The following is a 21,091-nucleotide window of genomic DNA, read 5'->3' on the forward strand; positions in this document are numbered from 1 at the left end:
TCCATCTCCGGGGTCCCCGTCCGTTCCGGCGCAGGGAAGTTACCCGTCGGTTTCTCGTGACTTCCCCGATCCGCGCCAGTAGAACATGTTCCCATTCCCTCGCGAGTGAGGAACATCACATGAGTGAACACCCCCTGCCCACAAGGGGAATGGGTGGCGTCAGTCGCCGTCGATTCCTCGCGGGAACAGGTTCTGTTCTCGGTGCCGCGGCCCTCATCGGCCACAGCACCCCGGCCCAGGCCGCCGAACCCCGCCTCACCAACACCCCCATCCCCAGCGGCACCCGTGTCCCCGCTCTCGTCATCGGCACCGGATACGGCGGCTCCGTCGCCGCCCTCCGCCTGGCCCGCGCGGGCGTCGACGTCCACATGGTCGAGATGGGCATGGCCTGGGACACCCCGGGGCCCGACGGCAAGATCTTCGCCAACACCACCCGGCCCGACTACCGTTCCTTCTGGCTGCGGACCCGCACCAAGCAGCCCCTGAGCAACTTCCTCGGCTTCCCGCTCGACAAGGACGTCCCCCGCCACACCGGCATCCTCGACGCCGAGGACTTCGCGGGCATCACCGTCTACCAGGGCCGGGGCGTCGGCGGCGGCTCCCTCGTCAACGGCGGCATGGCCGTCACCCCGCGCCGCGAGAACTTCGCCGCCATCCTGCCCACCGTCGACGCGGCGGAGATGTACTCCACGTACTACCCGCGCGCCAACGCGGGACTCGGCGTCACCGCCGTCGACGAGTCCTGGTGGGAGAGCGCCGCCTGCTACCAGTACGCGCGCGTCGGCCGCAAGCACGCCCAGCGCTCCGGCTTCCCCTTCGTCTTCGTCCCGAACGTCTACGACTGGGACTACATGAAGCAGGAGGCCGCCGGAGCCGTCCCCAAGTCGGCCCTCGACGCCGAGGTCATCTACGGGAACAACGCAGGCAAGAAGACCCTCCAGAAGACCTACCTCGCCCAGGCGGCGGCCACCGGGCGCGTCACGGTCTCGGCGCTGCACAAGGTCACCTCCGTCACCCCGGCGTCCGGCGGCGGCTACACCGTCGCCATCGACCAGATCGACACCACCGGCGCCACCCTCGCGAGCAAGACCGTCACCGCCGACAAGGTCTTCTTCGCGGCCGGGAGCATCGGCACGAGCAAGCTCCTCACCCGTCTCAGGGCCACCGGCGCGCTCCCCGCCCTCAACGACGAGATCGGCAAGGGCTGGGGCGACAACGGCAACGTCATGTGCGGGCGCGCCAACCACATGTGGGACCCGACCGGCAAGCTCCAGTCGGCCATGCCGACCGCCGGCATCGACAACTGGGACGCGGGCGGCGCCTTCGCCGAGGTCGCCCCGCTGCCCACCGGCATCGAGACCTACGCCTCCTTCTACCTCTCCATCACCAAGACGCCCCACCGGGCCGAGTTCACCTGGAACCCGGTTACCGGCCAGGTCGACCTGAGCTGGGACCGGGCCTGGAAGCAGACCTCCATCGACGCGGCGAAGACCATCTTCGACAAGATCAACCGCAAGGAGGGCACGATCTACCGCACCGACCTCTTCGGGGTGTACAAGATCTGGGGCGACCACCTCACGTACCACCCGCTCGGCGGCGCGGTCCTCGGCCGCGCGACCGACAACCACGGCCGGCTCCACGGCTACTCCGGGCTGTACGTCATCGACGGCGCCCTGATCCCCGGCAACGCCAGCGTCAACCCGTTCGTCACCATCACGGCCCTCGCCGAGCGCAACATCGAACGCATCGTCGCCGAGGACTTCTGAGCCCGGGGCCCACCCGCGAGGGAGGGCCGACCGACGACCCGGTCGGCCCTTTCCGCACGTCACGCCGCTCCGTACGGCGCCGTACAGCGGGCCCCTGGAAGCGGGTCCCTGCCCGTACGCCCCGGAAGCGCTCCCCGGCCGTACGCCCGCCCCGCGAGAGACGGGGCTCAGTGCGCCGGCGGCCCGGAGAAGGGGCTCAGTGCGTCGGCAGCACACAGACCGTGTCGAGGCCCAGCACCCGGTTGAGCCGACCGAACGCCAGCCACGAGCCCAGACTCATCGTCAGCTCCACGATCTCCGCCTGGCTGTACCGCGCCGTCATCCGGTCCCAGAACTCCTCGTCCAGCCCGTGGTGGTCCAGCGCGTACCGCTCCGCGTACTCGGCCGCGAGCCGCGTCCGCTCGTCGAAGGTCTCCGAGACCTCCGTCTCCCGCCAGGCCGCCACGACCTCGTCGAAGCCCTCCTCGACCTTCTCGCCGTCCCGGTCGGTACGCCAGTCCAGACAGAAGCCGCACCCGTTGATCTGCGCGATGCGCAGCCGCGCCGCCTCGAACTCGCGCAGCCCCAGCGTCGTATGGGCGTACACCGACAGCGAGAAGTTCGCCGCGGCCGTCCCGATCTCCGGGACCATGTCGCCCCACACGTACCCGATCGGCTCCTGGCCCTCGGGAATGTCGATGATCACCGTGGTCTCCTTCCCAGCTTCCCGACCGCCGGCCGCAACGGCACGTCCAGCGCGTCGTACAGTCCCGGCTCCGCCGCCACCAGCCAGTCGATCGCCCCGACGAGCCGGCCCACCGCCGTGGCGTTCCCGCCCGCCGACCGGTTCTCGCCCTCGGCGGTCGCCGCCACCGTCACCTCGATGCGTGGACTGCCCTCGACGATCACCCGGTGGGCCCCCGCGCCGTCCGGCGGCACCGGCCAGTCCGGCGCGCAGGAGGGGTGGATACGGGTCACGTGCTCGATCACGATCCGGGGTTCCCCGCCGACGATCCCCTGGACCTCGAAGCGGATCGCGCCCTGCGTGCCCGCCTCGAAGACGCCCATGGTCCGGGTCTTCACGGTGGACTCCAGCGGGCGCCGGTCCACCGTCTCGCGTATCTCGTCGAGTTCGGCGCCGAGCGCGCGGGCCATCAGTCGCACCTGACCGCCCCACACCATCGTCGGCACCGACGGCAGCAGCATGGGCGGCTCGTACTCCAGGGGCCGGCCCATCCCGATCAGGTCGCGGACCGACTCCTCCTGCTCGTACGTCGAGTAGTCGAAGATCTCCTGACAGCGGATCACGTCCACCGTGCTGCCGAGCCCGCTCACGAGCAACGGCAGCACGTCGTTGCCCCAGCCCGGGTCCACCCCCGACACGAAGAGCGAACCGCCCCCCTCGGCGACGGCCGCGAGCACCGGGTCCCGGAACTCGGGCGGCGCGTTGCGCTGGTCGTACAGCGGATAGAGCGCGGGGGTGACGACCACCGCTCCGGTCCGCACCGCGCGCGCCACGTCGTCGAGCGCCCCGTCGGGCCGGGTGTCGCCGGAGGCCGCGTACACCACCGCCCCCGGCCGTCCGTCGAGGACCGCGCCGACGTCGTCGACGGCCACCACCCCGAGATCGTGGCCGAGCCCGGCGAGCCGTCCCGCGTCCCGGCCGACCTTCGCCGGATCCGAGACCAGCACGGCCGCAAGTTCAAGCCCTGGATGGGCGTCCACGGCTCGGATCGCCGCCCGCCCGACATTTCCGGTACCCCACACCACCGTCCGAATCATGCGCGGAGGGTAGCGCCGGGCCCGGAAGGTTCCCAGACCTGTGACGCGATGATCTGACGAATCGTCAGATCCGGCGAGGGCGGACCGGCTGCCGCGCCGCGAACGGCCCCGTGCCGCCCACGGGCCGGACCGCCTCCGGACCTGGTACGGCCATGGTGGGCGCGGCCGTACGGGTGAGGGCACCGGCACCGCGGCAACGGCGCGCGCCGAACGGGTACGGATCGCCGCACCGCCCCCGGCCAGGAGGATCCGCCATGTCCGTCCACAAGGGCGCCCCCGCACTGTTGAGCGTCGGCGCCCTCTGCGCCGCGCTGCTGCTCAGCGGGTGCGCGAGCACGACGCCGCCCACCCCCACGACATCCGCCGCGGCCACCCCCGCCGGTGACGCGGGGTCCGAGGCGGTACCGCACCGCCCCGCGGCCGGCCCGCCCGGCCGGGCGGCGAACAGCCTCTCCTCCGCACCGGCCCCCGCCCCCCGCCTCCCCGGCGTCGGCCCCGCCACCCAGGCCCTCGTCCCCGACGACACCACCCAGGCACTCGTCGTGACCGGCGCCACCGCCGACGACAACCTGTCCACCGCGACCCTCTACGCGCGGGACCCGGTCGGCCGCTGGACCCCGACCGCCGGACCGTGGCCCACCCGCAACGCGCTCCGGGGCTGGACCTCCGACCACCACGCGGGCGACCTGCGCACCCCCATCGGGGTGTTCCGGATCGGCGACGCGGGCGGCCGGCTGCCCGACCCCGGCACCCGCCTCCCGTACGACCAGGACGAGGAGTTCGCCATCAGCGGCACGGGCTTCGCCGGCGAACCCCTCGAGGGCTCCTTCGACCACGTGGTCGCCATCGACTACAACCGGGTGCCCGGCCGGACCCCGCTCGACAAGGAGCGGCCGCTCGGCTCCGAGAAGGGCGGCGGCGTCTGGATCCACGTCGACCACGGCGGCCCCACCCAGGCCTGCGTCGCCCTGGAGCGCGAGGCGCTGCGCGAGCTGATCCGCGCCCTCGACCCGGCCCGGGACCCCGTCGTGGTCATGGGACCCACACCCGAACTCACCCGTTGACCCCGGACCCCACGCGCGCGTGCCGGGGGCCGGAAACCGGCCCCCGGCACGCGCGCGTGTGACCTCAGCTCCCGCCCCCGGCTCCGACCGCCCCACGGAACGAGGCCGTGTGGCTCCGCACCTGCTCCGGCGTCAGATACGCGTCCGTGTACTCGAAGTCCCGCAGCGTCCCCGCCTTCGACGCCAGGAACCCGGTCCGTACGTAGTCGTCGCCCGCGGCGGCGTTCAGCAGCCAGTTCGTCATCACCCGGGTCTTGGCCACGTTGGTCCGCAGCGCCGCCCAGTGGTAGGCGCGGGCCACCGCCTGCGCCGGCATGCCGTGCAGCTCCACGCCCAGCGGCTTCGACACCCCGTCCATCCCGCCGAGGTCCACCACGAGACCCAGGTCCTTGTGGACGTAGGAGTGGGTCGGCTCGCCCCGCAGCGTGGAGACCAGGTTGTCGGCGACCGCCTTCCCCTGCCGCATCGCGTGCTGGGCGGTCGGCGGACAGATCGCGCCCTCCTCGCCCTTGGCGAGATCGGGCACCGCCGCCGCGTCCCCGAGCGCCCAGACCCCGTCGAGCCCCGGAACGGCCATCTCCGACGAGACGACGAGCCGCCCGCGGAAGGTCTCCGCGCCCAGGGTGCCGATCAGCGGGCTCGCCGCGACCCCGGCCGTCCAGATCAGCGTCCGGCTCGGCAGGACCCGCCCGTCGGTGAGCGTCACCGTCTTCTCGTCCACCGAGGCCACCGAGACGCCGAGGGAGACCTCGATGCCCCGCCGGGTCAGGATGTCCATCGCGGCGGCGCCCAGCTTGTCGCCCAGCTCCGGCATGAGCTTCGGCGCGATGTCCACCAGGTGCCACTTGATGAGGTCGGGGTCGAGTCGCGGGTACCGCTTGACCGCGTTGTGCGTGAGCAACTGGAGACAGGCCGCCGTCTCCGTCCCCGCGTAGCCGCCGCCGACGACCACGAACCGCAGCCGGGCGGCCCGCTCCTCGTCGTCGTTGCTGGCGTCCGCCAGATCCAGCTGGGCGATGACGTGGTCCCGGATGTACACGGCCTCCGCGAGCGTCTTCATGCCGCGCGCGTGCTCGGCGAGCCCCGGGATGTCGAAGCTGCGGGTCACGCTGCCGGGCGCGAGGACGAGATGGTCGTACGGCTCCATCACGTACTCGCCGGAGATGGTCCGCACCACGCAGACCTTGGCCGCCGTGTCCACCCCGACCACGCCGCCGGGGACGATCCGGGTCCGGTGCCGGCTGCTGCGCCGCAGCGAGAGCGCGACCGACTGCGGGGTCAGCACCCCCGCCGCCACCTGGGGGAGCAGGGGGAGGTACAGCTGGTACGAGAACGGTGAGAGGAGCGTGATCAGCGCCTCCCGCTCCGCCAGTCGCCGTTCGAGCCTCCGTACACAGCCCACTCCGGCGAATCCCGCGCCCACCACGAGAATCCTCGGTCGAGTCACGCTGTCCGCCCTTCCGTATGAGCGTGCAATATGCCTGGGTTTATGGCTGAGTGAGCCCATGTGGCAATTTTTCGCTGACTATCCGTGGTTCACCCTTTTTATCGTCATTGCGGCGGGATCGCTCTTCGGCATGGTCCGCTTCGGTCCGGTCAAGCTCGGCGCCGCGGGTGTCCTCTTCGTGGGTCTGCTGCTCGGAGCGCTCGACCCGGACATCGGCCCGGCCGTGCCCGCCGGACTCTCCGTCCTCGGCCTCGCCCTGTACGTGTACACCGTCGGCCTCGAAGCCGGACCGGCCTTCTTCCGCGAACTCCGGCCGCAACTGGCCGTGATGACCGGAGCCGTCGCCGCACTCGTCGTCACCGCCCTCGCCGTCGGTCTTCTCGGCAGTACCGTCTTCGGCATCGACGGCCCCTACCTCGCGGGCGGCTACGCCGGCATCGGCACCACCACCCCGGGCCTCGCCGCCGCCCAGGCCGGGTCCTCCGATCCGGCACAACCGGCCACCGGATACGCCATCGGCTACCCCCTCGCCGTGGTGGTAACCATCCTCTTCGTCTCGGCCGTCGCCTCCGCCCGCAACTGGCCCGGCCGCCGCGACCCCGGCACCGGCCTCCCCAAGGAGCTCGTCACCCGCACCGTCGACGTCACCCGGGCCGTCCGCTGGGCCGACGTGCCCGGCGCCACCGGCGGACAGCTCCTCGCCAGCGTCCACCACCCGCACGGGGACACGCCCCGGGTCGCCCAGGACCTCGACACCCTCGTCCCGGGCGACCAGGTCGTCCTCGTCGGCGGCCCCGACGCCGTCACCGCGGGGACCGAGGCGCTCGGCACCCGGGCCGCAGGCCACCTCCTCGACCGGCGCGACGTGGTCGACTACCGCCGCATCCTGCTCACCAACCCCGACCTCGCCGGACGCACGGTCGCCGAACTCGGCCTGGGCGACCGCTACGGGGCCAGGGCCACCCGCGTCCGCCGCGGCGACCAGGACCTCCTGGCCCACGACGACCTGCTCCTCCAGCTCGACGACCGGGTCCGCGTCGTCATGCCCCGCGAACGCACCGCCGAGGTCACCGGCTACCTCGGCGACACCGAGGCCAAGGTCAGCGAGGTCAGCGCCGTCAGCATGGGCCTCGGTCTCGCCGCCGGATTCCTCATCGGCATCCCGAAACTGACCATCGGCTCCACGGTCCTCTCCCTCGGCACCGCCGCCGGGCCCCTCGTCATGGCCATGGTCCTCGGCCGGCTGCGGCGCACCGGCCCCCTCGTCTGGGTCCTGCCCACCCGCGCCAACCTCACCCTGCGCCAGATCGGCCTGCTGATCTTCCTCGCCTGCGTCGGCCTCACCTCGGGGTACGCCTTCCGCCGCGAGGCCTTCTCCCTCTTCGGCCTCAAGCTCCTCACGGTCCTCCTGGTCGCCGCCGTGCTCAGCTACGCCCTGATGCTCCTCGTCGCCCGTCTCCTCGGCCAGAGCCGGCCCCGCACGATGGGGCTGCTCGCCGGATACGTGGGCAACCCGGCCATCACGGCCTACGCCAACAGCCGCGTCTCCGACAGCCGGGTCAACACCGGCTACGCGACCCTGTTCGCCCTCGCCATCCTCGTGAAGATCGTCTGCATCCAGCTGATCGTGGGCCTCTGAGACCCGGCGGTGCTCCAGTGCTCCGGTCGCAGGGACGCGGGGGCCGGGTTACGTTGCCGAAGGCCTCGCGGCCGCAGGGCACCTTCCCGGAAGGCGGAACAGCACGCATGACCACGTACAAGGTCGGCTACTTCGTCGGCAGCCTCTCTGCGACGTCCATCAACAGGATCCTCTCCCGCGCCCTCCTCCGCGTGGCGCCGCCGGGCCTGGAGTTCCAGGAGATCCCGATCAAGGACCTCCCGCTCTACAACCACGACTTCGACGCCGACTACCCGCCCGAGGGCCGGGCCCTCAAGGAGGCCATCGCCTCGGTCGACGCCGTCCTCTTCGTGACGCCCGAGTACAACCGGTCCCTCCCCGGCGGCCTCAAGAACGCCATCGACTGGGCCAGCCGCCCCTGGGGCACCAACTCCTTCACCCACAAGCCGTCGGCCGTCATCGGCGCCTCGCCGGGCAAGATCGGCACCGCCGTCGCCCAGCAGAGCCTCCGTTCCGTGCTGAGCTTCTGCAACTCCCCGCAGATGAACGCCCCCGAGGCCTACATCCAGTTCGTCCCGGGGCTCTTCACCGAGGACGGCGAGGTCACCGACCCGACGACCCAGCAGTTCCTGGCCGACTTCATGGCCGACTTCAAGACCTTCATCGAGCGGGTCCTCACCGTCCTGCCCCAGCGTTGAACCGGATCACAGGACCACGATCCCCAGCGGCCGCGAGCCGGCGGCCAGCCGACGGGTGTCACCCGTGTCGAGGTCGACGACGCTCAGGCCGTCCCAGGAGCCGTCCCGGGTGAAGCCACCGGTCACATAGGCGGTGCGCCCGTCCTTCGACACGGCCACGGTCTCGTGCGGCCCCTCCAGGGGGTACACCCGCTCGGCGCCGCCGGGCCTCCGGACCGTGAGCGACGGCCCGCGGTCCTCGGCCGGGTCGATCGGGCCGGTGCCCACCGTCAGGAGCGTCCCGTCGGCGGTCACCGTCGCGCCGTGCTGGTGGGTGTTCGCGGTCATCGGCTCGATCGTCGTGCGGCCCGTCCGGGGGTCGACCACCGCGAGGCGCTCGCCCTCGAAGGGCAGCAGCAGCTTTCCGTCCGAGGGCCGTACTGCCGTGTAGTGCGGCTTGAGCCAGGAACCGAGCCCGCCCTCCGTGCCGTACGGGGCGACCTCCACCCGGCGCGGCTCCAGCGTCCCCGCCGGGACGATCGTGACGTCGAAGGAGTCGTGGTTCGTCGCGTACACCTCCGCGCCGTCCCGTGACACGTCCACGTCGAAGGGCCGCCGGCCGACCGGCACCGTGTCCGTGACCCGCAGGGCCGCCGTGTCGATCACCTCGAGCGTGCCGTTCCCCCCGGGAACGTTGACCCCCACGTACACCCGCCGTCCGTCCGGCGCGAGCGCGACGCCCATGCCGCCGCCCCGGTACTCGCCCGTGGTCACGGGCCCGGAGTCCGTCTCGTACGGGAGGAGCGCGAGCGGCTTCCGGGCCGCCGTGTCCACCACCGCGACGCCCTCGGCGGTCGCCACCCAGGCCCGCCCGTCCTCACCGGCCACCAGACCGTACGGAGCGGTGCCCACCTTCACGGAACCCGTGGCACCGCGCGCGGGGTCGACGAAGGTGACCGTGTCGGAGCCGAAATCGGTGACCAGGAGCGTGCCCGGCGCGGGCACCGCGGTGGAGGAACCGGCCGTCGACGGCGCGGCGGTGGGCGACGCTCCGACGGGCGGTGCCGGGCTCGTGGCGGAGACCGCCCCTCCGGAGCCCTGCGCGCACCCGGCGAGCAGGGCGGCGGCCACTCCGGCGGGCAGGAGCACCCGAGCGGCACGGAACGGGCGACGAAACGTGGTCATGGCGGACTCCTCGGTACGGCGGACACGGGCGGCCCCGTCGCCAGACGGGCCCGCACCCCACACCGATCCTCCGCCCGGACCCGGCCCCGCACGGTCCGACGGCCGGCTCCCGGCCGGCAGCGGGACGGCCGACCCCGGGGTCGGCCGAACGGTCGACCCCGACCGCCCCGTCCCCGGGGGAGCCCCGGCGCCCGGGGCCGTCGAGGAGACTCAGCGGCCGACGCCGTCCAGGAGGCAGAGCACCCGCTCCACGCACAGCGCGGTCGCCTCGGGCACGAACGACGACCCACCGCGCTCCGCGAACAGGTGCCCGCTCCCCGGGTACAGGAACAGTCTCCGGTCCGGCGCGTCCGCGACCAGCGCACGGGCCGCCGCCAGATCACCCTCGTCGACGAAGAACGGATCGGCGTCCATCCCGTGCACCTGCGCCGGCACGCCCGCCGGCCAGGCGGCGCCGAACTCCGTCACCGGCACACAGGCACTGAACAGCAGGGCCCCGAGCGCCCCCGCCCTGGTCTGGGCGAGCTTCTGCGCGGGCAGCACACCGAGCGAGAACCCGGCGTAGACGATCTCCTCCGGCAACTCCGCGGCGGCCCGCTCGCCGCGCGCCACGATCGTGCCGAAGCCGACCTCCTGGGCGTACCCGGCCCCGGCCTCCAGGTCCGTGAACGTGCGCCCCTCGTACAGGTCGGGCACGTGCACCGTGTGCCCGGCCCGCCGCAGCTCCCCGGCGAACGCGCCGACGCCCTCGGTCAGCCCGAGCGCGTGGTGGAAGAGCAGAACCTCGGCCATGTCATCATCCCCAGTTCACCGTACGGAGCCCGTCCGCATCGCGGCACGAGCCGTTCGGGAAGCAGCATGGCGTACGGCACCGACAACGCCCGGAATGCCGGTGGACCGGCTCCGGGCTTCCGGCTCCGGGCGTCCGTCAGCGCATCGGCCGGTGCGGCATGACCGCGCCCGCCTGGCCCACGACACCCCCGTGCCCGCCGACACCCATCGGCCCGCCGACACCCGCGTGGACGACGGCTCCCTGGGGTCCCGCGTGCCCGACCGCACCCTGGTGCCCCGCGTGCACGACGGCGCCCTGCGGCCCCCCGGCACCCTGCGGCGGCACCTGGATGACCCGGCTCAGCTCCCGCAGGACCTCCTCGGCGACCTGGCGGACGTCACCCGGAACATCCCCCCGCTCCCGTATGAGCTCGGCGTAGATCGGTGCCGTGCCGTCCGCGTGGTTCATGGAGTTCGCTTCCTTCGTCTGCGCCGGTTACGTCACCGACGGGGAGACGGCGAGTCTACGGGGCACCACCGACACGCCCCGGATCGGGAGCCCGACACCACCCCCGCGAGGCCCGCCCGAACCGATATTCGCTGGGCTCCCGGGCCGATCCGGCCGAGAATGGATCACCGAACAACCGGGAGGGACCCCATGAGCCAGGCGACCCTGACTCTGCACGATCTGATGCCGTCCGGCGAACTCGCCGCCGCGCTCGCCGGCGGGCACGTCACACGCAAGCGCCACCCCCGGCTGCCGCTGTCGATCTACACGTACACGCGCGCGTGTCAGTACGCCCAGCACTGGAACACGGCGACCACCCGCTGCCGCGGACTCGTCGCCGACGACACCACCGGCCGGATCGTCGCGCTCCCCCTCCCCAAGTTCTTCAACGTCTCCGAGCACACCACCGGCCGCCCCTACGCGCCGCCGCTGCCCGACGAACCCTTCGAGGTGTACGACAAGGTCGACGGCAGTCTCGCCGTGGTCTTCCACTACGACGACCGCTGGCACGTCGCCTCCAAGGGCTCCTTCACCAGCGCCCAGGCGACCTGGGCCCAGCGCCGCGTCGACGCCGCCGACACCACGGGGCTGACCCCCGGCGTCACCTACCTCGCGGAGATCCTCTACCCCGGCAACCGGATCGTCGTGAACTACGGCGAGCGCCGCGACCTCGTCCTGCTCGCCGCCTTCGGCCCCGACGGCACCGAGACCCCGCTCGCCGAGGCCGCGACCGGCTGGCACCCCATCGGCTCGACCGTCCGCACCTGGCCCGGCACGAGCGTCGCCGACCTCGTCGCCCTGACCGAGTCCAACATCCTGCCCGGCGGTCGGCGGGCCACCGGCACCGACGCCGAGGGCTTCGTCCTGCGCTTCGCCTCCGGGGTGCGCGCCAAGGCCAAGCTCGCCGAGTACGTCCGGCTCCACAAGGTGCTCACCGGCGTCACCGAGCGCGACATCTGGCGCGGCCACGGCGTCCAGCGCTTCGCCGCCCTCCCCGCGGGCGAGCTGGCCAAGGGCCTCGGCTGCGCCGTCGCCGACGTCGAGGCCTCCGGCGGCAAGCCCCTGGACGCCCTCCTCGAACAGGTCCCGGACGAGTTCGACGCCTGGGTGCGCGAGGTGATCACCGGTCTCGAGACGGCCGCCGCCGACCGCGAGCGGGTCGTCGACGAGGCGTACGCCCGCCTGGCCCACCTTGCCGACGACCGGGGCGCGTTCGCGCGCGCCGCCGCGAGCGAGTCCGACCGGGGCCTGCGCGCCGCCCTCTTCCTGCGCCTCGACAAGCGCCCCACCGACCTCCTCGTCTGGCGCCAGATCCGCCCCGAGGCCACCGACCCCTTCGCCCACGACCAGGAGAACTGAACGTGCCTGTCGTCCATGTCATGACCGGCCTCCCGGCCTCCGGGAAGACGACGGCCGCCCGCGCCCTCCAGGCCGCCGCCGAGGGCCGCGTACGCCGCGTCAACCTCGACGACCTCCGCGCGATGCTCGACCTCCCCCCGACGGACCGCGGCCACTTCCGCGGGCACGAGCAGACCGTGCTCGGCATCCAGGACGCCGCCGTCCGCGCGGCCGTCGACGACGGCTTCGACGTCGTCGTCGACAACACCCACCTCACCGCGCACATCCCGAAGCGGCTGAAGGCCGCCGTCGGGGGCCGGGCCACCTTCGCCGTCCACGACTTCACCGCCGTGACCGTCGACGAGTGCGTCCGCCGCGACGCCGCCCGCGAGCGGCCCGTCGGCGAGGAGGTCATCCGCATCCTCGCCGAGAAGCACGCCAAGGCCACCCGGGGCGGCTGGCGGCTCACCGCGGACTGGCTCAACGACCGCCCGGCCGTCGAGCCCTACGTCCCCGACCCGGCGCTCCCCACCGCCGTCATGTGCGACATCGACGGCACGCTCGCCCTGCGCGTGGACCGCGGCCCGTACGACTTCACCCGCTGCGACCGCGACCTGCTCAACGTCTCCGTGCGTGACGCCCTGCGGGCCTTCCGGAACGCCGAGCGGGACAGGATCGTCCTGCTCTCCGGCCGGAGCGAGGACCACCGCGCCCTGACCGAGAGCTGGCTCGCCCGCCACGAGGTGCCGTACGACGAACTGTGGATGCGCGCCTCCGGCGACGGCCGCGGCGACGACCTCGTGAAGGCCGAGCTCTTCGACGCCCACGTCCGCCACCGGTACGCCGTCCGCGTCTCGCTCGACGACCGCGACCGTGTCGTCGCGCTCTGGCGCCGGATGGGGCTGCCCACCTGGCAGGTCAACTACGGCGCCTTCTGACCACGGGACGGCCGGCCACGCGGCCTCGGGGCGGGGCTGCGTGGAGGGGCCAGCGTGGAGGAGGCGCGGGGGTGGGTCCGCGGGGGTGGGTCCGCCCACCCCCGCCGCCGTGTCAGGATCGTGGGATGGTGGAAAAGATCATCGCGGCGTGCGACGGCGCGTCGAAGGGAAACCCCGGCCCCGCGGCCTGGGCATGGGTCATCGGCGGCGCCGAAGGAGAGATCGACCGCTGGGAGGCGGGCCCGCTCGGCCGGGCGACGAACAACGTGGCCGAACTCACGGCCCTGGAGCGCCTCCTGGAGGCCCTGGACCCGGCGGTGCCCCTCGAGGTCCGCATGGACTCCCAGTACGCCATGAAGGCCGTCACGACCTGGCTCCCCGGCTGGCGCCGGAAGGGCTGGAAGACCTCCTCCGGCAGCCCCGTCGCCAACAAGGAGCTGGTCGTCCGCATCGACGCGCTCCTGACCGGCCGGCGGGTCGACTTCGTCTACGTTCCCGCGCACCAGGTCGACGGCGACCCCCTCAACGACGCGGCCGACCGCGCGGCCAGCCACACCGCCCGCACGCAGGAGCCCACCGGCTCCGCCTCCGGCGCCCCGCTGCCGCCGCCGGAAGCCCCGACGCGCGCCTCCGCGCCCCGCGCGCGCTCCTCAGCGCCGTCCGGCTCCGCGGGCCGCTCCTCCGACGGGTCCTCCGAGGGCTCGTCCGCGCGTCGGACACGCCCGTCCGGCGGCACCCTCAAGGCGAGATTCTCCGGCCGCTGCCGCTGTGGCAAGGCCTACGACAAGGGCGAGACCATCGCCAGGAATCCCGACGGCTGGGGCCATCCCACCTGCGTCTGAGCCCTCCCCGCCGTCCGCCTGGCGGGCGGCTCCGTCCGTTGCTTGAGACCGGTCGAACCGGGTGCGCGCGAGGCTTCACCCACGCGTGTATCCGGGTTCGCCCGGGGTTCTGTTCTCCGAGCGCCTGTGGCTGCATACTGTCCTCCTCGCACCGGTGACGAACCGTTTTCACCTGCTCATTCGTAGCTCTCACGACGTGGTCGGCACCGGCGAGGACCTCCCCCTTGCTGCCGCCGCGGTCACCCCTCGGCGGAAGCTTTCCCTGCCCGTGAAAGACCCGAGGTTCCGTGCCAGTACCTGTTCTCCTGACCGGGCGCTCCGTGCGCCTGGAGCCGCTGGCGATGCGGCACGCCGAAGCCCTCGCCCGGGCCGGCGGGGCGGACCGATCGGCCTACGCCTTCACCCCCGTACCCGACGGCTTCGAATCGGCCCTCGACTATGTCGCCCGCGCCCTGACCGATCAGGCGGCAGGACGCTGCCTGCCCTTCGCCCTGATCAGTACGGCCGACGAGCGAGTCATCGGATCGACCCGGTTCCTCGAACTCGACTACTGGCGGGGGCCGCTGATCTGGCCGCCCGTCCCCGGCATGCCCCACGGAGATCCGCTGACCTCCGTGCCGGACGCCGCCGAGATCGGCAACACCTGGATCGCCGGCGACGCCCGCGGAACCGGCGTCAACACCGAGGCCAAATACCTCATGCTCCGGCATGCCTTCGAAACCTGGGGCGTCCGCCGCATCACGATGCGCGCCGACGCCCGCAACACCCGCTCCAGAATCGCGATCGAGCGACTCGGAGCGAGCTGCGAAGGCGTCCGTCGCGCCCACTCCCGCGGCCTCGACGGAGCCGTCCGGGACACGGCCTTCTACTCGATCCTCGACGAGGAATGGCCGACCGTCCGGGACATCATCGAGCTCCGTCTCTCCACCCCCCGCCAGGTGCGTGTCCCCCAGGACCTGCTCCCGGCCTGAGCCCGTCCACCACCGCCCCGTCCGGCGCTCGCGCCCCCGCCGGGGCGGTGGTTCCATGGAGGGGACGGGAAGGACCCGACATATGAGGACGCGGGGTAGCGGCCGTCACAGGACCGCGCACCGCGCAATCAGGATCCGCGAGAAGCGGATGGTTCCTTCCCGCCCTCGACCCACCGCGCCAGGACCTCCACGGCGCGGTCGAGTCACGCGGCCCCGGCATCGCGGGCCCCCGCGTCCACTCCCACCTCCTCGACGGCCGGCCGGCGCCGGTCCCCGGATCCACCTCGGCCCCGGACCGGGCCGCCCGGTACCGTGACCCGGACAGCGAGCCGCGCCACCCGAAGGGACCGAGTGATCGTGCCGACCGGAACCGCCGACGTACTCCTCCGGACGGAGGGCCGGGCCGGATTCATCACCCTGAACCGACCCCGTGCCCTCAACGCGCTCACCCATCCCATGGTCCTCGCGGTCGACGCGGCCCTGACCGCCTGGGAACACGACCCGGCCGTCCACACGGTCGTCATCGAGGGCGCGGGCGAGCGCGGTCTCTGCGCCGGCGGCGACATCCGCGCCATCCACGACGACGCACGCGCCGGAGGCACCGCGTCCGAGGCCTTCTGGCGCGACGAGTACCGGCTCAACGCCCGGATCGCCCGCTACCCCAAGCCCTACGTCGCCCTCATGGACGGCATCGTCATGGGCGGCGGCGTCGGCGTCTCCGCGCACGGCTCCGTCCGCGTCGTCACCGAACGCTCCCGGGTCGCCATGCCGGAGACCGGCATCGGCTTCGTGCCCGACATCGGCGGCACCCACCTCCTCGGCCGCGCCCCCGGCGAGCTCGGCACCCACCTCGCCCTCACCGGCGGCCCGGTAGGCGCCGCCGACGCGATCCTCACCGGTCTCGCCGACCACTACGTCCCCTCCGCCGAACTGCCCGCCCTGATCGATGACCTGACCCGGCTCCCGGCCCGGGAGGCCGTCGCCCGCCACGCCGCCACGGCCCCGCCCGGCGTCCTCACCGAGCAGCGGGAGTGGATCGACCCCTGCTACCGGGCCGAGACCGTCGAGACCGTCGTCGAGCGCCTCTTCGACACCGGCGCGCCCGCCGCGAAGGAGGCCGCCACCACCCTCCTCACGAGGTCCCCGAGCGCGCTCAAGGCCACCCTGGCCACCCTGCGCCGCTCCCGCTCCCTCGCCACCCTCGAAGAGGTCCTGGACCTGGAGTTCAGGGTCTCCTGTGCCGCCCTGGCCACCCCCGACCTCGTCGAGGGCATCCGTGCCCAGGTCGTCGACAAGGACCGGAACCCCCGCTGGACCCCGGCCACGCTCCCCGAGGTCACGGAGGAGGCCGTCGCACGCCACTTCACCGCGCCGGCCGGTGGCGACCTCGGTCTCGCCGCCGCCCGCCGGGCCGTCGGGGACCAGGGACCACGGACCGGCGCGTGAGCGCGAACACCTCGTTCCAGCCGGTACTCGACCGCATCGCCGAGGAGATCGACGCCCTCGCCGGCCGGGGCACCCCGGCCGACTACATCCCCGCCCTGGCCGCCGCCGACCCCGCCGACTTCGGCATGGCCGTGGCGGAACTCGACGGCACCGTCTACGGGGTGGGGGAGTGGCGCCGTCCCTTCTCCACCCAGTCCGTCACCAAGGTCTTCACCCTCGCGCTCGCCCTCGCCGGAGAGGGCGACGCGCTCTGGGCCCACGTCGGGCGGGAGCCCTCCGGCGACCCGTTCAACTCCCTCGTCCAGCTGGAGTACGAGAACGGCATCCCCCGCAACCCGTTCATCAACGCGGGCGCCCTGGTCGTCACCGACCGCCTCCACCGCCTCACCGGCGACGCCTCCGGCAGCCTGCTGGCCTTCCTGCGCGCGGAGACCGGCAACCCGAACCTCGCCTTCGACGCCGACGTGGCCGCCTCGGAGGCCGCCCACGGCGACCGCAACGCGGCCCTCGCCCACTTCATGGCCTCCTACGGCAACATCACGGGGCCCGTCCCCGACCTGCTGCGCGAGTACTTCCGTCAGTGCTCCCTCGAAGCCTCCTGCGCCGACCTGGCCCTCGCCACCGGCTTCCTGGCCCGCCACGGCCTCCGCGCCGACGGCTCACGGCTCCTGACCCGCAGCCAGGCCAAGCAGGTCAACGCCGTCATGCTCACCTGCGGCACCTACGACGCGGCCGGCGAGTTCGCCTACCGCGTCGGCCTCCCGGGCAAGAGCGGTGTCGGCGGAGCCGTGGTCGCCGTCGTGCCCGGGCGCTGCACCCTCTGCGTCTGGAGCCCTGGCCTGGACAGCCGGGGCAACTCGGTCGCCGGCGTGACCGCCCTCGACCGGTTCACGACCATCACGGGCCTGTCGGTCTTCTGATCCCACGGGCCGCGGGCATGGCGCGGGACACGGTGGGCAGGCTGCCGGGGTCGGCCGACCCGCCCGCACCGAGGAGAGCCCCGCATGACCGTCCCCACCCGCATCCGCACCTCGGCGAAGGCCGTCGTCCTCCACGAGGGATCCGTCCTCCTCACCCGGAACATCTGGAACGGCAGGGAGGGGTACTTCCTCCCCGGCGGGGGCCAGGAGACCGGTGAACTGCTGCCCGACGCGGTGCGCCGGGAGGTGCGGGAGGAGACCGGCCTGACCGTGGAGGTAGGCCCGCTGCTCTGGGTCCTGGAGGGCTGGATGGAGAGCCCCGGCCCCCTCGCCCCGGAGAACTACCACCGCGTCGAGGTGGTGTTCCTGTGCACCGTGGTCGGCAGCCCCGAGACCGGCGGCGGCACCGCACAGGACACCGACCAGATCGGCACCGACTGGGTCCCGCTCGACAAGATCGCCTCCCTCGAAGCCCTCTCGCCCCGCTACCGCGCCCATCTGGCGCTCCTGGCCTCCGGTGACATCCCCCGGGCGTCCTACCTGGCGCGCTAGCGGTCCGTCCGCGGGCTAGGAGGGACGCGCCAGCCGGACCGTCACCGTCTTGGGCCGTTGGTACTCCTGGAGCGCCAGGGCGCTCAGATCGGTCCCGTGGCCCGAGGCGCCCCGGCCGCCGTGCGGGAGCTCCGCCGTCTGCACCAGGTGGCAGTTGAGCCAGGCCTCGCCCGCGTCCAGGGCGGCGGCCAGCCGCAGGCCGGCCGTCAGGTCGGAGGTCCACACGCTCGCCGCGAGAGCCTGCGGGACGCCGTTCGCGAGGGCCAGGGCCGCCTCCACCCCGTCCGCCTTCTGCACGGTGAGGAGCGGGCCGAACACCTCCTCGGTGACGGCCGGGTCGTCGTCCGGGACGTCCGCGAGCAGACGGGCGGGCCGCCAGTGCCCGGCCTCCTCACCCGGCGCCGGGGCGATCTCCGCGACGAGGTTCCGCCTGGCTCCCGACGAGGCCACCAGACGGTCGTAACGCTCCGCCTGGTCCGGGTTGTTCAGCGGCCCGAAGTCACGGCCGGCCACTCGGGCCGCCAGCGCGGCTGCCAGCCCCTCGACGGCGGCCTCGTGGTTCTCGGCCAGGGTGATCACCCTGGCCGGGGCGGCGCAGCTCTGCCCGGCGTTGTACGTGACGGCGTCCGCGAGGGACGTCCAGGTGTCGGCGGGCGCGTCGGGGAGGACGATCGCGGGAGCGTTCCCGCCCAGCTCCAGGCTGACCCGTCGGGTCCCCGCGCGCCCGGCCACGTCCGCCCCCGCGTGCCCGCTGCCGGTGAACGCCACCATGTCCACCGCGGATTCGACCAGGAGCCGGCCGGTCTCCCGGTCGCCCGGAACGCACCGGAGCACGTCCGCGCCGAGCGCCGACCCGGCGTGCTCGGCGAGGAGCAGGAGGCTGTCCGGGGTCGTCTCGGCCGGCTTCGCCACCACCGTGTTCCCGGCGGCGAGGGCCGGCGCGCAGCGCCAGGCCGCCATGAGGAGCGGATAGTTCCAGGGCACCACCGCGCCGACCACGCCGACCGGTTCCCAGCGCACCCAGCTCTCGTGGCCCTCGACCAGACTTCCCGCGGCCGGGGCGGTGCGGGTCCTGGCCGCCGTCGCGTAGAACCGGAACAGGTCCACGACCTGCTCGATCTCGCCCACCGCCTCCGTCTCGGGCTTGCCCGTCCCGGCCCGTTCACGGGCCGCGTACTCCGCCGCGTGCTCCTCGACCAGGCCCGCGAGCCGGTCGAGACGGCGCCCGCGGTCCCTGGGGGTCAGCGCGCGCCAGCCGGGGAGCGCGGACCGGGCGGCGGACACGGCGGCCCGGACCTCGGGCAGCCGGGACCGGACGGAGGTGCCGCGCGGCGCGCCGGTCCGGGGGTCGGTGAGGTCGACGGGAGGCGTGGGGGAGCTGGTGCTCATGACGGCCTTTCACGGAGCGACGGTTCGGTGCGCCGCCGCATCGGTGGAGCCGAGGTGCGGCGCGGCGGACGGGTGGATCGGCGTACAGGCGGTCCGGTCCGCCGGGCGTGGTTCACACGTCGTACGACCGCAGCCAGAGCTCCAGGGTGAGCACCAGCCACAACTTGCCTCCCTGCCGGGGCAGCAGGGCGCCCTCGCCCCGCAGCCAGGCGCGGACGGTCTCCGGCCGGAACAGCCCGCGCTGCCGGGACCGGGGGCCGAGCAGGAGGTCCTGGCCGAGGTCACGGAGCGGGCCCGTCAGCCACTGCTGGACCGGGACCCGCATCCCGCTCTTGGGACGGTCGACCACGGTGTCCGGGAGCAGGTCCCGGACCGCCTCCTTGAGGATCCACTTCTCCGCCGTGCCACGGAGCTTGAAGGAGGGCGGGGTCGCGAAGGCGTGGTCGACGACCGACCGGTCGAAGAGCGGGGAACGGCCCTCCACCCCCTGCGAGGAGGTCAGCCGTTCCACCTTGGTGAGGATGTGGTGGGCGCCCTTGGTGCGCAGGTTGCAGTGGAGCAGCTGGTTAAGGAGGTGCCCCATCCGGTACGGGCCGCCGCCGTCGGCCGTCAGGTACGGCGCCACGTGCCGTTCCAGGGGTGGGGCGTCCCGCAGGGCCTCCAGGGCCGGTGCCGTCAGCAGGTCCGGAAGGTCGGTCCAGCATTTGCGGTACGAGCGCAGGTACGCGGTCGCCCGGTCCTCGTCCCAGGGCGCGCCCGGCGTCCGCTGCATCTCCTGGACCAGCATGGGGAGGTTCTTCGGCCCGCCGAAGACGGGGTCCCCGCCCTCGCCGTTGAGGACGACGGAGGCGCCGTCGGCGGCCACGGCCTCGGCCAGCATCAGGTTCGGCACGGTCAGCGGGTCCCCGACGGGGCTGTCGAGCAGCGCGGCCGCCTCGGCGAGCCGGGCGGCGACGGCCTCGCCCGAGACGTTCAGGACCCGGTGACGGGTGTGGCAGTGGGTGGCCACCAGGCCCGAGTAGCCCAGCTCGTTGGGCAGGTCGTCGCCGAAGCTGATGGAGTACGTGTGCACCGGGTGACCGTGGAGTTTCGCCGCGAGCGCCGTGACGAGAGAGCTGTCGATCCCGCCGGAGAGCAGCACGGCGGCCGGCTCGGCGTCGGGCAGGCGGCTCGCCGTCGCCCGCTCCAACAGGGCCCGCAGCCGCAGGACATGTCCGCCGGGGTCCTCCGGTACGGGCTGTTCGATCCGCTCCCGGGGCTCCCAGTGGACGGTCTCGGTGGACGTCCCGTCGCGGCGCAGCCGGAGCACCCGGCCGGGCAGCAGCTCCCGTACGCCGGTCAGCAGGGTCTCCTCCCCGGGGAGATAGGCGAAGGTGAGGAAGGAGCGGACGGCGGACAGGTCCATCGAGGTGCCGAGCGCGGGCCAGCGGCGCAGGGCGCGCAGCGAGGTGGAGGCGGCCCAGGCCCCTTCGGCCCGCGCGTAGAACAGGGTGCGGGCGCCGACGTGGTCGCGGATCAGCACCAGGTCCTGGCCGTCGAGCACGGCCAGGACGAACATGCCCTCGGCCCGCGCCACCCCCGCGTCCCCGAACAACGCCCAGGAACGCAGGAGGAGTTCGCCGTCCGAGCAGCCGGGCGGCGGGGGAGAGGCCCGCTCCGCGAGGGCGGCGAGCAGCACCGGCCGGTTGTGCAGGGTGACCTCTCCGACCGCCGTGCGCCCGTACGCGGTGAACGGGCCCCGGGCGCTGCCGTGTTCACCGGCGAGCAGCGAGAGATCGGCGCCGGCGACCCCGGCCGGGACGTGACCGGGCCCGAGGGCTCCCATCGCGTCGAGATGGGCACGGGCCTGCCCGGTGGTGGCGGCCAGACAGGCGCAGAGTCGTGCCACGTACGGCTCC

Annotated in this window: 19 protein-coding genes; 11 read left to right on the plus strand and 8 right to left on the minus strand. The window is 73.4% G+C overall.

Features of this window, described 5'->3' with window-relative positions; all coding sequences use genetic code 11:
- Window positions 1-119 precede the first annotated feature (119 nt).
- Window positions 120-1,766: a GMC oxidoreductase gene (locus ACRRSS_RS16505; RefSeq protein WP_435971891.1), complete on the plus strand. Its 1,647-nt coding sequence runs from the start codon at window positions 120-122 to the stop codon at window positions 1,764-1,766.
- Between the two features lie 196 nt (window positions 1,767-1,962).
- On the opposite strand, the gene ACRRSS_RS16510 is transcribed toward ACRRSS_RS16505, so the two are convergent.
- Complete coding sequence (locus tag ACRRSS_RS16510) at window positions 1,963-2,451, minus strand: carboxymuconolactone decarboxylase family protein (protein WP_435971892.1); 489 nt, start codon at window positions 2,449-2,451, stop codon at window positions 1,963-1,965.
- Window positions 2,448-3,527, minus strand: a complete 1,080-nt coding sequence (locus ACRRSS_RS16515; protein ID WP_435971893.1) for an NAD(P)H-dependent amine dehydrogenase family protein — start codon at window positions 3,525-3,527, stop codon at window positions 2,448-2,450. Before ACRRSS_RS16515 ends, ACRRSS_RS16510 begins: the two co-directional genes overlap by 4 nt.
- A 254-nt stretch (window positions 3,528-3,781) precedes the next feature.
- Between ACRRSS_RS16515 and ACRRSS_RS16520 the strand changes: the two genes are divergently transcribed.
- Entirely contained in the window at window positions 3,782-4,591 is an 810-nt protein-coding gene (locus tag ACRRSS_RS16520) for a L,D-transpeptidase family protein (RefSeq protein ID WP_435971894.1), read from the plus strand.
- Between the two features lie 64 nt (window positions 4,592-4,655).
- Here ACRRSS_RS16520 and ACRRSS_RS16525 read toward each other — a convergent pair whose 3' ends face one another.
- Window positions 4,656-6,038 carry an NAD(P)/FAD-dependent oxidoreductase gene (locus ACRRSS_RS16525; RefSeq protein WP_435971895.1) on the minus strand — a complete coding sequence of 461 codons (1,383 nt, stop codon included), beginning with the start codon at window positions 6,036-6,038 and terminating at the stop codon, window positions 4,656-4,658.
- A 58-nt stretch (window positions 6,039-6,096) separates the two neighbouring features.
- On the opposite strand from ACRRSS_RS16525, the gene ACRRSS_RS16530 reads away from it, so the two are divergent.
- Window positions 6,097-7,677 carry an aspartate:alanine exchanger family transporter gene (locus ACRRSS_RS16530; RefSeq protein WP_435971896.1) on the plus strand — a complete coding sequence of 527 codons (1,581 nt, stop codon included), beginning with the start codon at window positions 6,097-6,099 and terminating at the stop codon, window positions 7,675-7,677.
- A gap of 107 nt (window positions 7,678-7,784) precedes the next feature.
- Window positions 7,785-8,354 (plus strand): NADPH-dependent FMN reductase, encoded by a 570-nt coding sequence (locus ACRRSS_RS16535; RefSeq protein ID WP_435971897.1) that lies wholly within the window; start codon window positions 7,785-7,787, stop codon window positions 8,352-8,354.
- A gap of 6 nt (window positions 8,355-8,360) precedes the next feature.
- Here ACRRSS_RS16535 and ACRRSS_RS16540 read toward each other — a convergent pair whose 3' ends face one another.
- The 3 genes from ACRRSS_RS16540 to ACRRSS_RS16550 form a co-directional block, all read right to left on the minus strand.
- The gene (locus ACRRSS_RS16540) at window positions 8,361-9,518 is read right to left on the minus strand and encodes a hypothetical protein (protein WP_435971898.1); all 1,158 of its coding nucleotides are present in this window, start codon (window positions 9,516-9,518) and stop codon (window positions 8,361-8,363) included.
- Window positions 9,519-9,728: 210 nt separating this feature from the next.
- On the minus strand, window positions 9,729-10,310 hold the full coding sequence (locus tag ACRRSS_RS16545) for a dienelactone hydrolase family protein (protein WP_435971899.1): 582 nt from the start codon (window positions 10,308-10,310) through the stop codon (window positions 9,729-9,731).
- A gap of 136 nt (window positions 10,311-10,446) precedes the next feature.
- Window positions 10,447-10,758, minus strand: a complete 312-nt coding sequence (locus ACRRSS_RS16550; RefSeq protein WP_435971900.1) for a hypothetical protein — start codon at window positions 10,756-10,758, stop codon at window positions 10,447-10,449.
- A gap of 189 nt (window positions 10,759-10,947) precedes the next feature.
- Here ACRRSS_RS16550 and ACRRSS_RS16555 point away from each other — a divergent pair, with 189 nt between their 5' ends.
- From ACRRSS_RS16555 to ACRRSS_RS16585, 7 genes are all read left to right on the plus strand, one after another.
- On the plus strand, window positions 10,948-12,156 hold the full coding sequence (locus ACRRSS_RS16555) for an RNA ligase (protein ID WP_435971902.1): 1,209 nt from the start codon (window positions 10,948-10,950) through the stop codon (window positions 12,154-12,156).
- Between the two features lie 2 nt (window positions 12,157-12,158).
- The gene (locus ACRRSS_RS16560; protein ID WP_435971903.1) at window positions 12,159-13,073 is read left to right on the plus strand and encodes an AAA family ATPase; all 915 of its coding nucleotides are present in this window, start codon (window positions 12,159-12,161) and stop codon (window positions 13,071-13,073) included.
- A 125-nt stretch (window positions 13,074-13,198) separates the two neighbouring features.
- Window positions 13,199-13,915, plus strand: coding sequence for a ribonuclease H family protein (locus ACRRSS_RS16565; protein WP_435971904.1), 717 nt, complete (start codon window positions 13,199-13,201; stop codon window positions 13,913-13,915).
- Between the two features lie 287 nt (window positions 13,916-14,202).
- The gene (locus tag ACRRSS_RS16570; RefSeq protein ID WP_435971905.1) at window positions 14,203-14,886 is read left to right on the plus strand and encodes a GNAT family N-acetyltransferase; all 684 of its coding nucleotides are present in this window, start codon (window positions 14,203-14,205) and stop codon (window positions 14,884-14,886) included.
- A gap of 351 nt (window positions 14,887-15,237) precedes the next feature.
- A complete protein-coding gene (locus ACRRSS_RS16575; RefSeq protein WP_435971906.1) occupies window positions 15,238-16,332 on the plus strand; it encodes an enoyl-CoA hydratase/isomerase family protein in 1,095 nt (364 codons plus the stop codon).
- Window positions 16,329-17,252 (plus strand): glutaminase, encoded by a 924-nt coding sequence (locus ACRRSS_RS16580; RefSeq protein WP_435971907.1) that lies wholly within the window; start codon window positions 16,329-16,331, stop codon window positions 17,250-17,252. The genes ACRRSS_RS16575 and ACRRSS_RS16580 overlap by 4 nt, the downstream gene beginning before the upstream one ends.
- Window positions 17,253-17,336: 84 nt before the next feature.
- Window positions 17,337-17,804 carry an NUDIX domain-containing protein gene (locus tag ACRRSS_RS16585; RefSeq protein ID WP_435971908.1) on the plus strand — a complete coding sequence of 156 codons (468 nt, stop codon included), beginning with the start codon at window positions 17,337-17,339 and terminating at the stop codon, window positions 17,802-17,804.
- A 15-nt stretch (window positions 17,805-17,819) separates the two neighbouring features.
- Here ACRRSS_RS16585 and ACRRSS_RS16590 read toward each other — a convergent pair whose 3' ends face one another.
- Window positions 17,820-19,193, minus strand: coding sequence for an aldehyde dehydrogenase family protein (locus tag ACRRSS_RS16590; RefSeq protein WP_435971909.1), 1,374 nt, complete (start codon window positions 19,191-19,193; stop codon window positions 17,820-17,822).
- Window positions 19,194-19,305: 112 nt separating this feature from the next.
- Window positions 19,306-21,081, minus strand: coding sequence for an asparagine synthetase B family protein (locus tag ACRRSS_RS16595; RefSeq protein ID WP_435971910.1), 1,776 nt, complete (start codon window positions 21,079-21,081; stop codon window positions 19,306-19,308).
- Window positions 21,082-21,091 lie beyond the last annotated feature (10 nt).

This window comes from Streptomyces sp. Qhu_M48, from assembly GCF_051305195.1.
GTDB lineage: Bacteria > Actinomycetota > Actinomycetes > Streptomycetales > Streptomycetaceae > Streptomyces.

What these genes read in the sequence shown, in the direction of transcription:
- ACRRSS_RS16550 (WP_435971900.1), bottom strand. Translation starts at nt 10,758, where the DNA reads ATGAACCACGCGGACGGCACGGCACCGATCTACGCCGAGCTCATACGG.
- ACRRSS_RS16585 (WP_435971908.1), top strand. Translation starts at nt 17,337, where the DNA reads ATGACCGTCCCCACCCGCATCCGCACCTCGGCGAAGGCCGTCGTCCTC.
- ACRRSS_RS16565 (WP_435971904.1), top strand. Translation starts at nt 13,199, where the DNA reads ATGGTGGAAAAGATCATCGCGGCGTGCGACGGCGCGTCGAAGGGAAAC.
- ACRRSS_RS16540 (WP_435971898.1), bottom strand. Translation starts at nt 9,518, where the DNA reads ATGACCACGTTTCGTCGCCCGTTCCGTGCCGCTCGGGTGCTCCTGCCC.
- ACRRSS_RS16505 (WP_435971891.1), top strand. Translation starts at nt 120, where the DNA reads ATGAGTGAACACCCCCTGCCCACAAGGGGAATGGGTGGCGTCAGTCGC.
- ACRRSS_RS16530 (WP_435971896.1), top strand. Translation starts at nt 6,097, where the DNA reads ATGTGGCAATTTTTCGCTGACTATCCGTGGTTCACCCTTTTTATCGTC.
- ACRRSS_RS16545 (WP_435971899.1), bottom strand. Translation starts at nt 10,310, where the DNA reads ATGGCCGAGGTTCTGCTCTTCCACCACGCGCTCGGGCTGACCGAGGGC.
- ACRRSS_RS16590 (WP_435971909.1), bottom strand. Translation starts at nt 19,193, where the DNA reads ATGAGCACCAGCTCCCCCACGCCTCCCGTCGACCTCACCGACCCCCGG.
- ACRRSS_RS16520 (WP_435971894.1), top strand. Translation starts at nt 3,782, where the DNA reads ATGTCCGTCCACAAGGGCGCCCCCGCACTGTTGAGCGTCGGCGCCCTC.
- ACRRSS_RS16555 (WP_435971902.1), top strand. Translation starts at nt 10,948, where the DNA reads ATGAGCCAGGCGACCCTGACTCTGCACGATCTGATGCCGTCCGGCGAA.
- ACRRSS_RS16535 (WP_435971897.1), top strand. Translation starts at nt 7,785, where the DNA reads ATGACCACGTACAAGGTCGGCTACTTCGTCGGCAGCCTCTCTGCGACG.
- ACRRSS_RS16515 (WP_435971893.1), bottom strand. Translation starts at nt 3,527, where the DNA reads ATGATTCGGACGGTGGTGTGGGGTACCGGAAATGTCGGGCGGGCGGCG.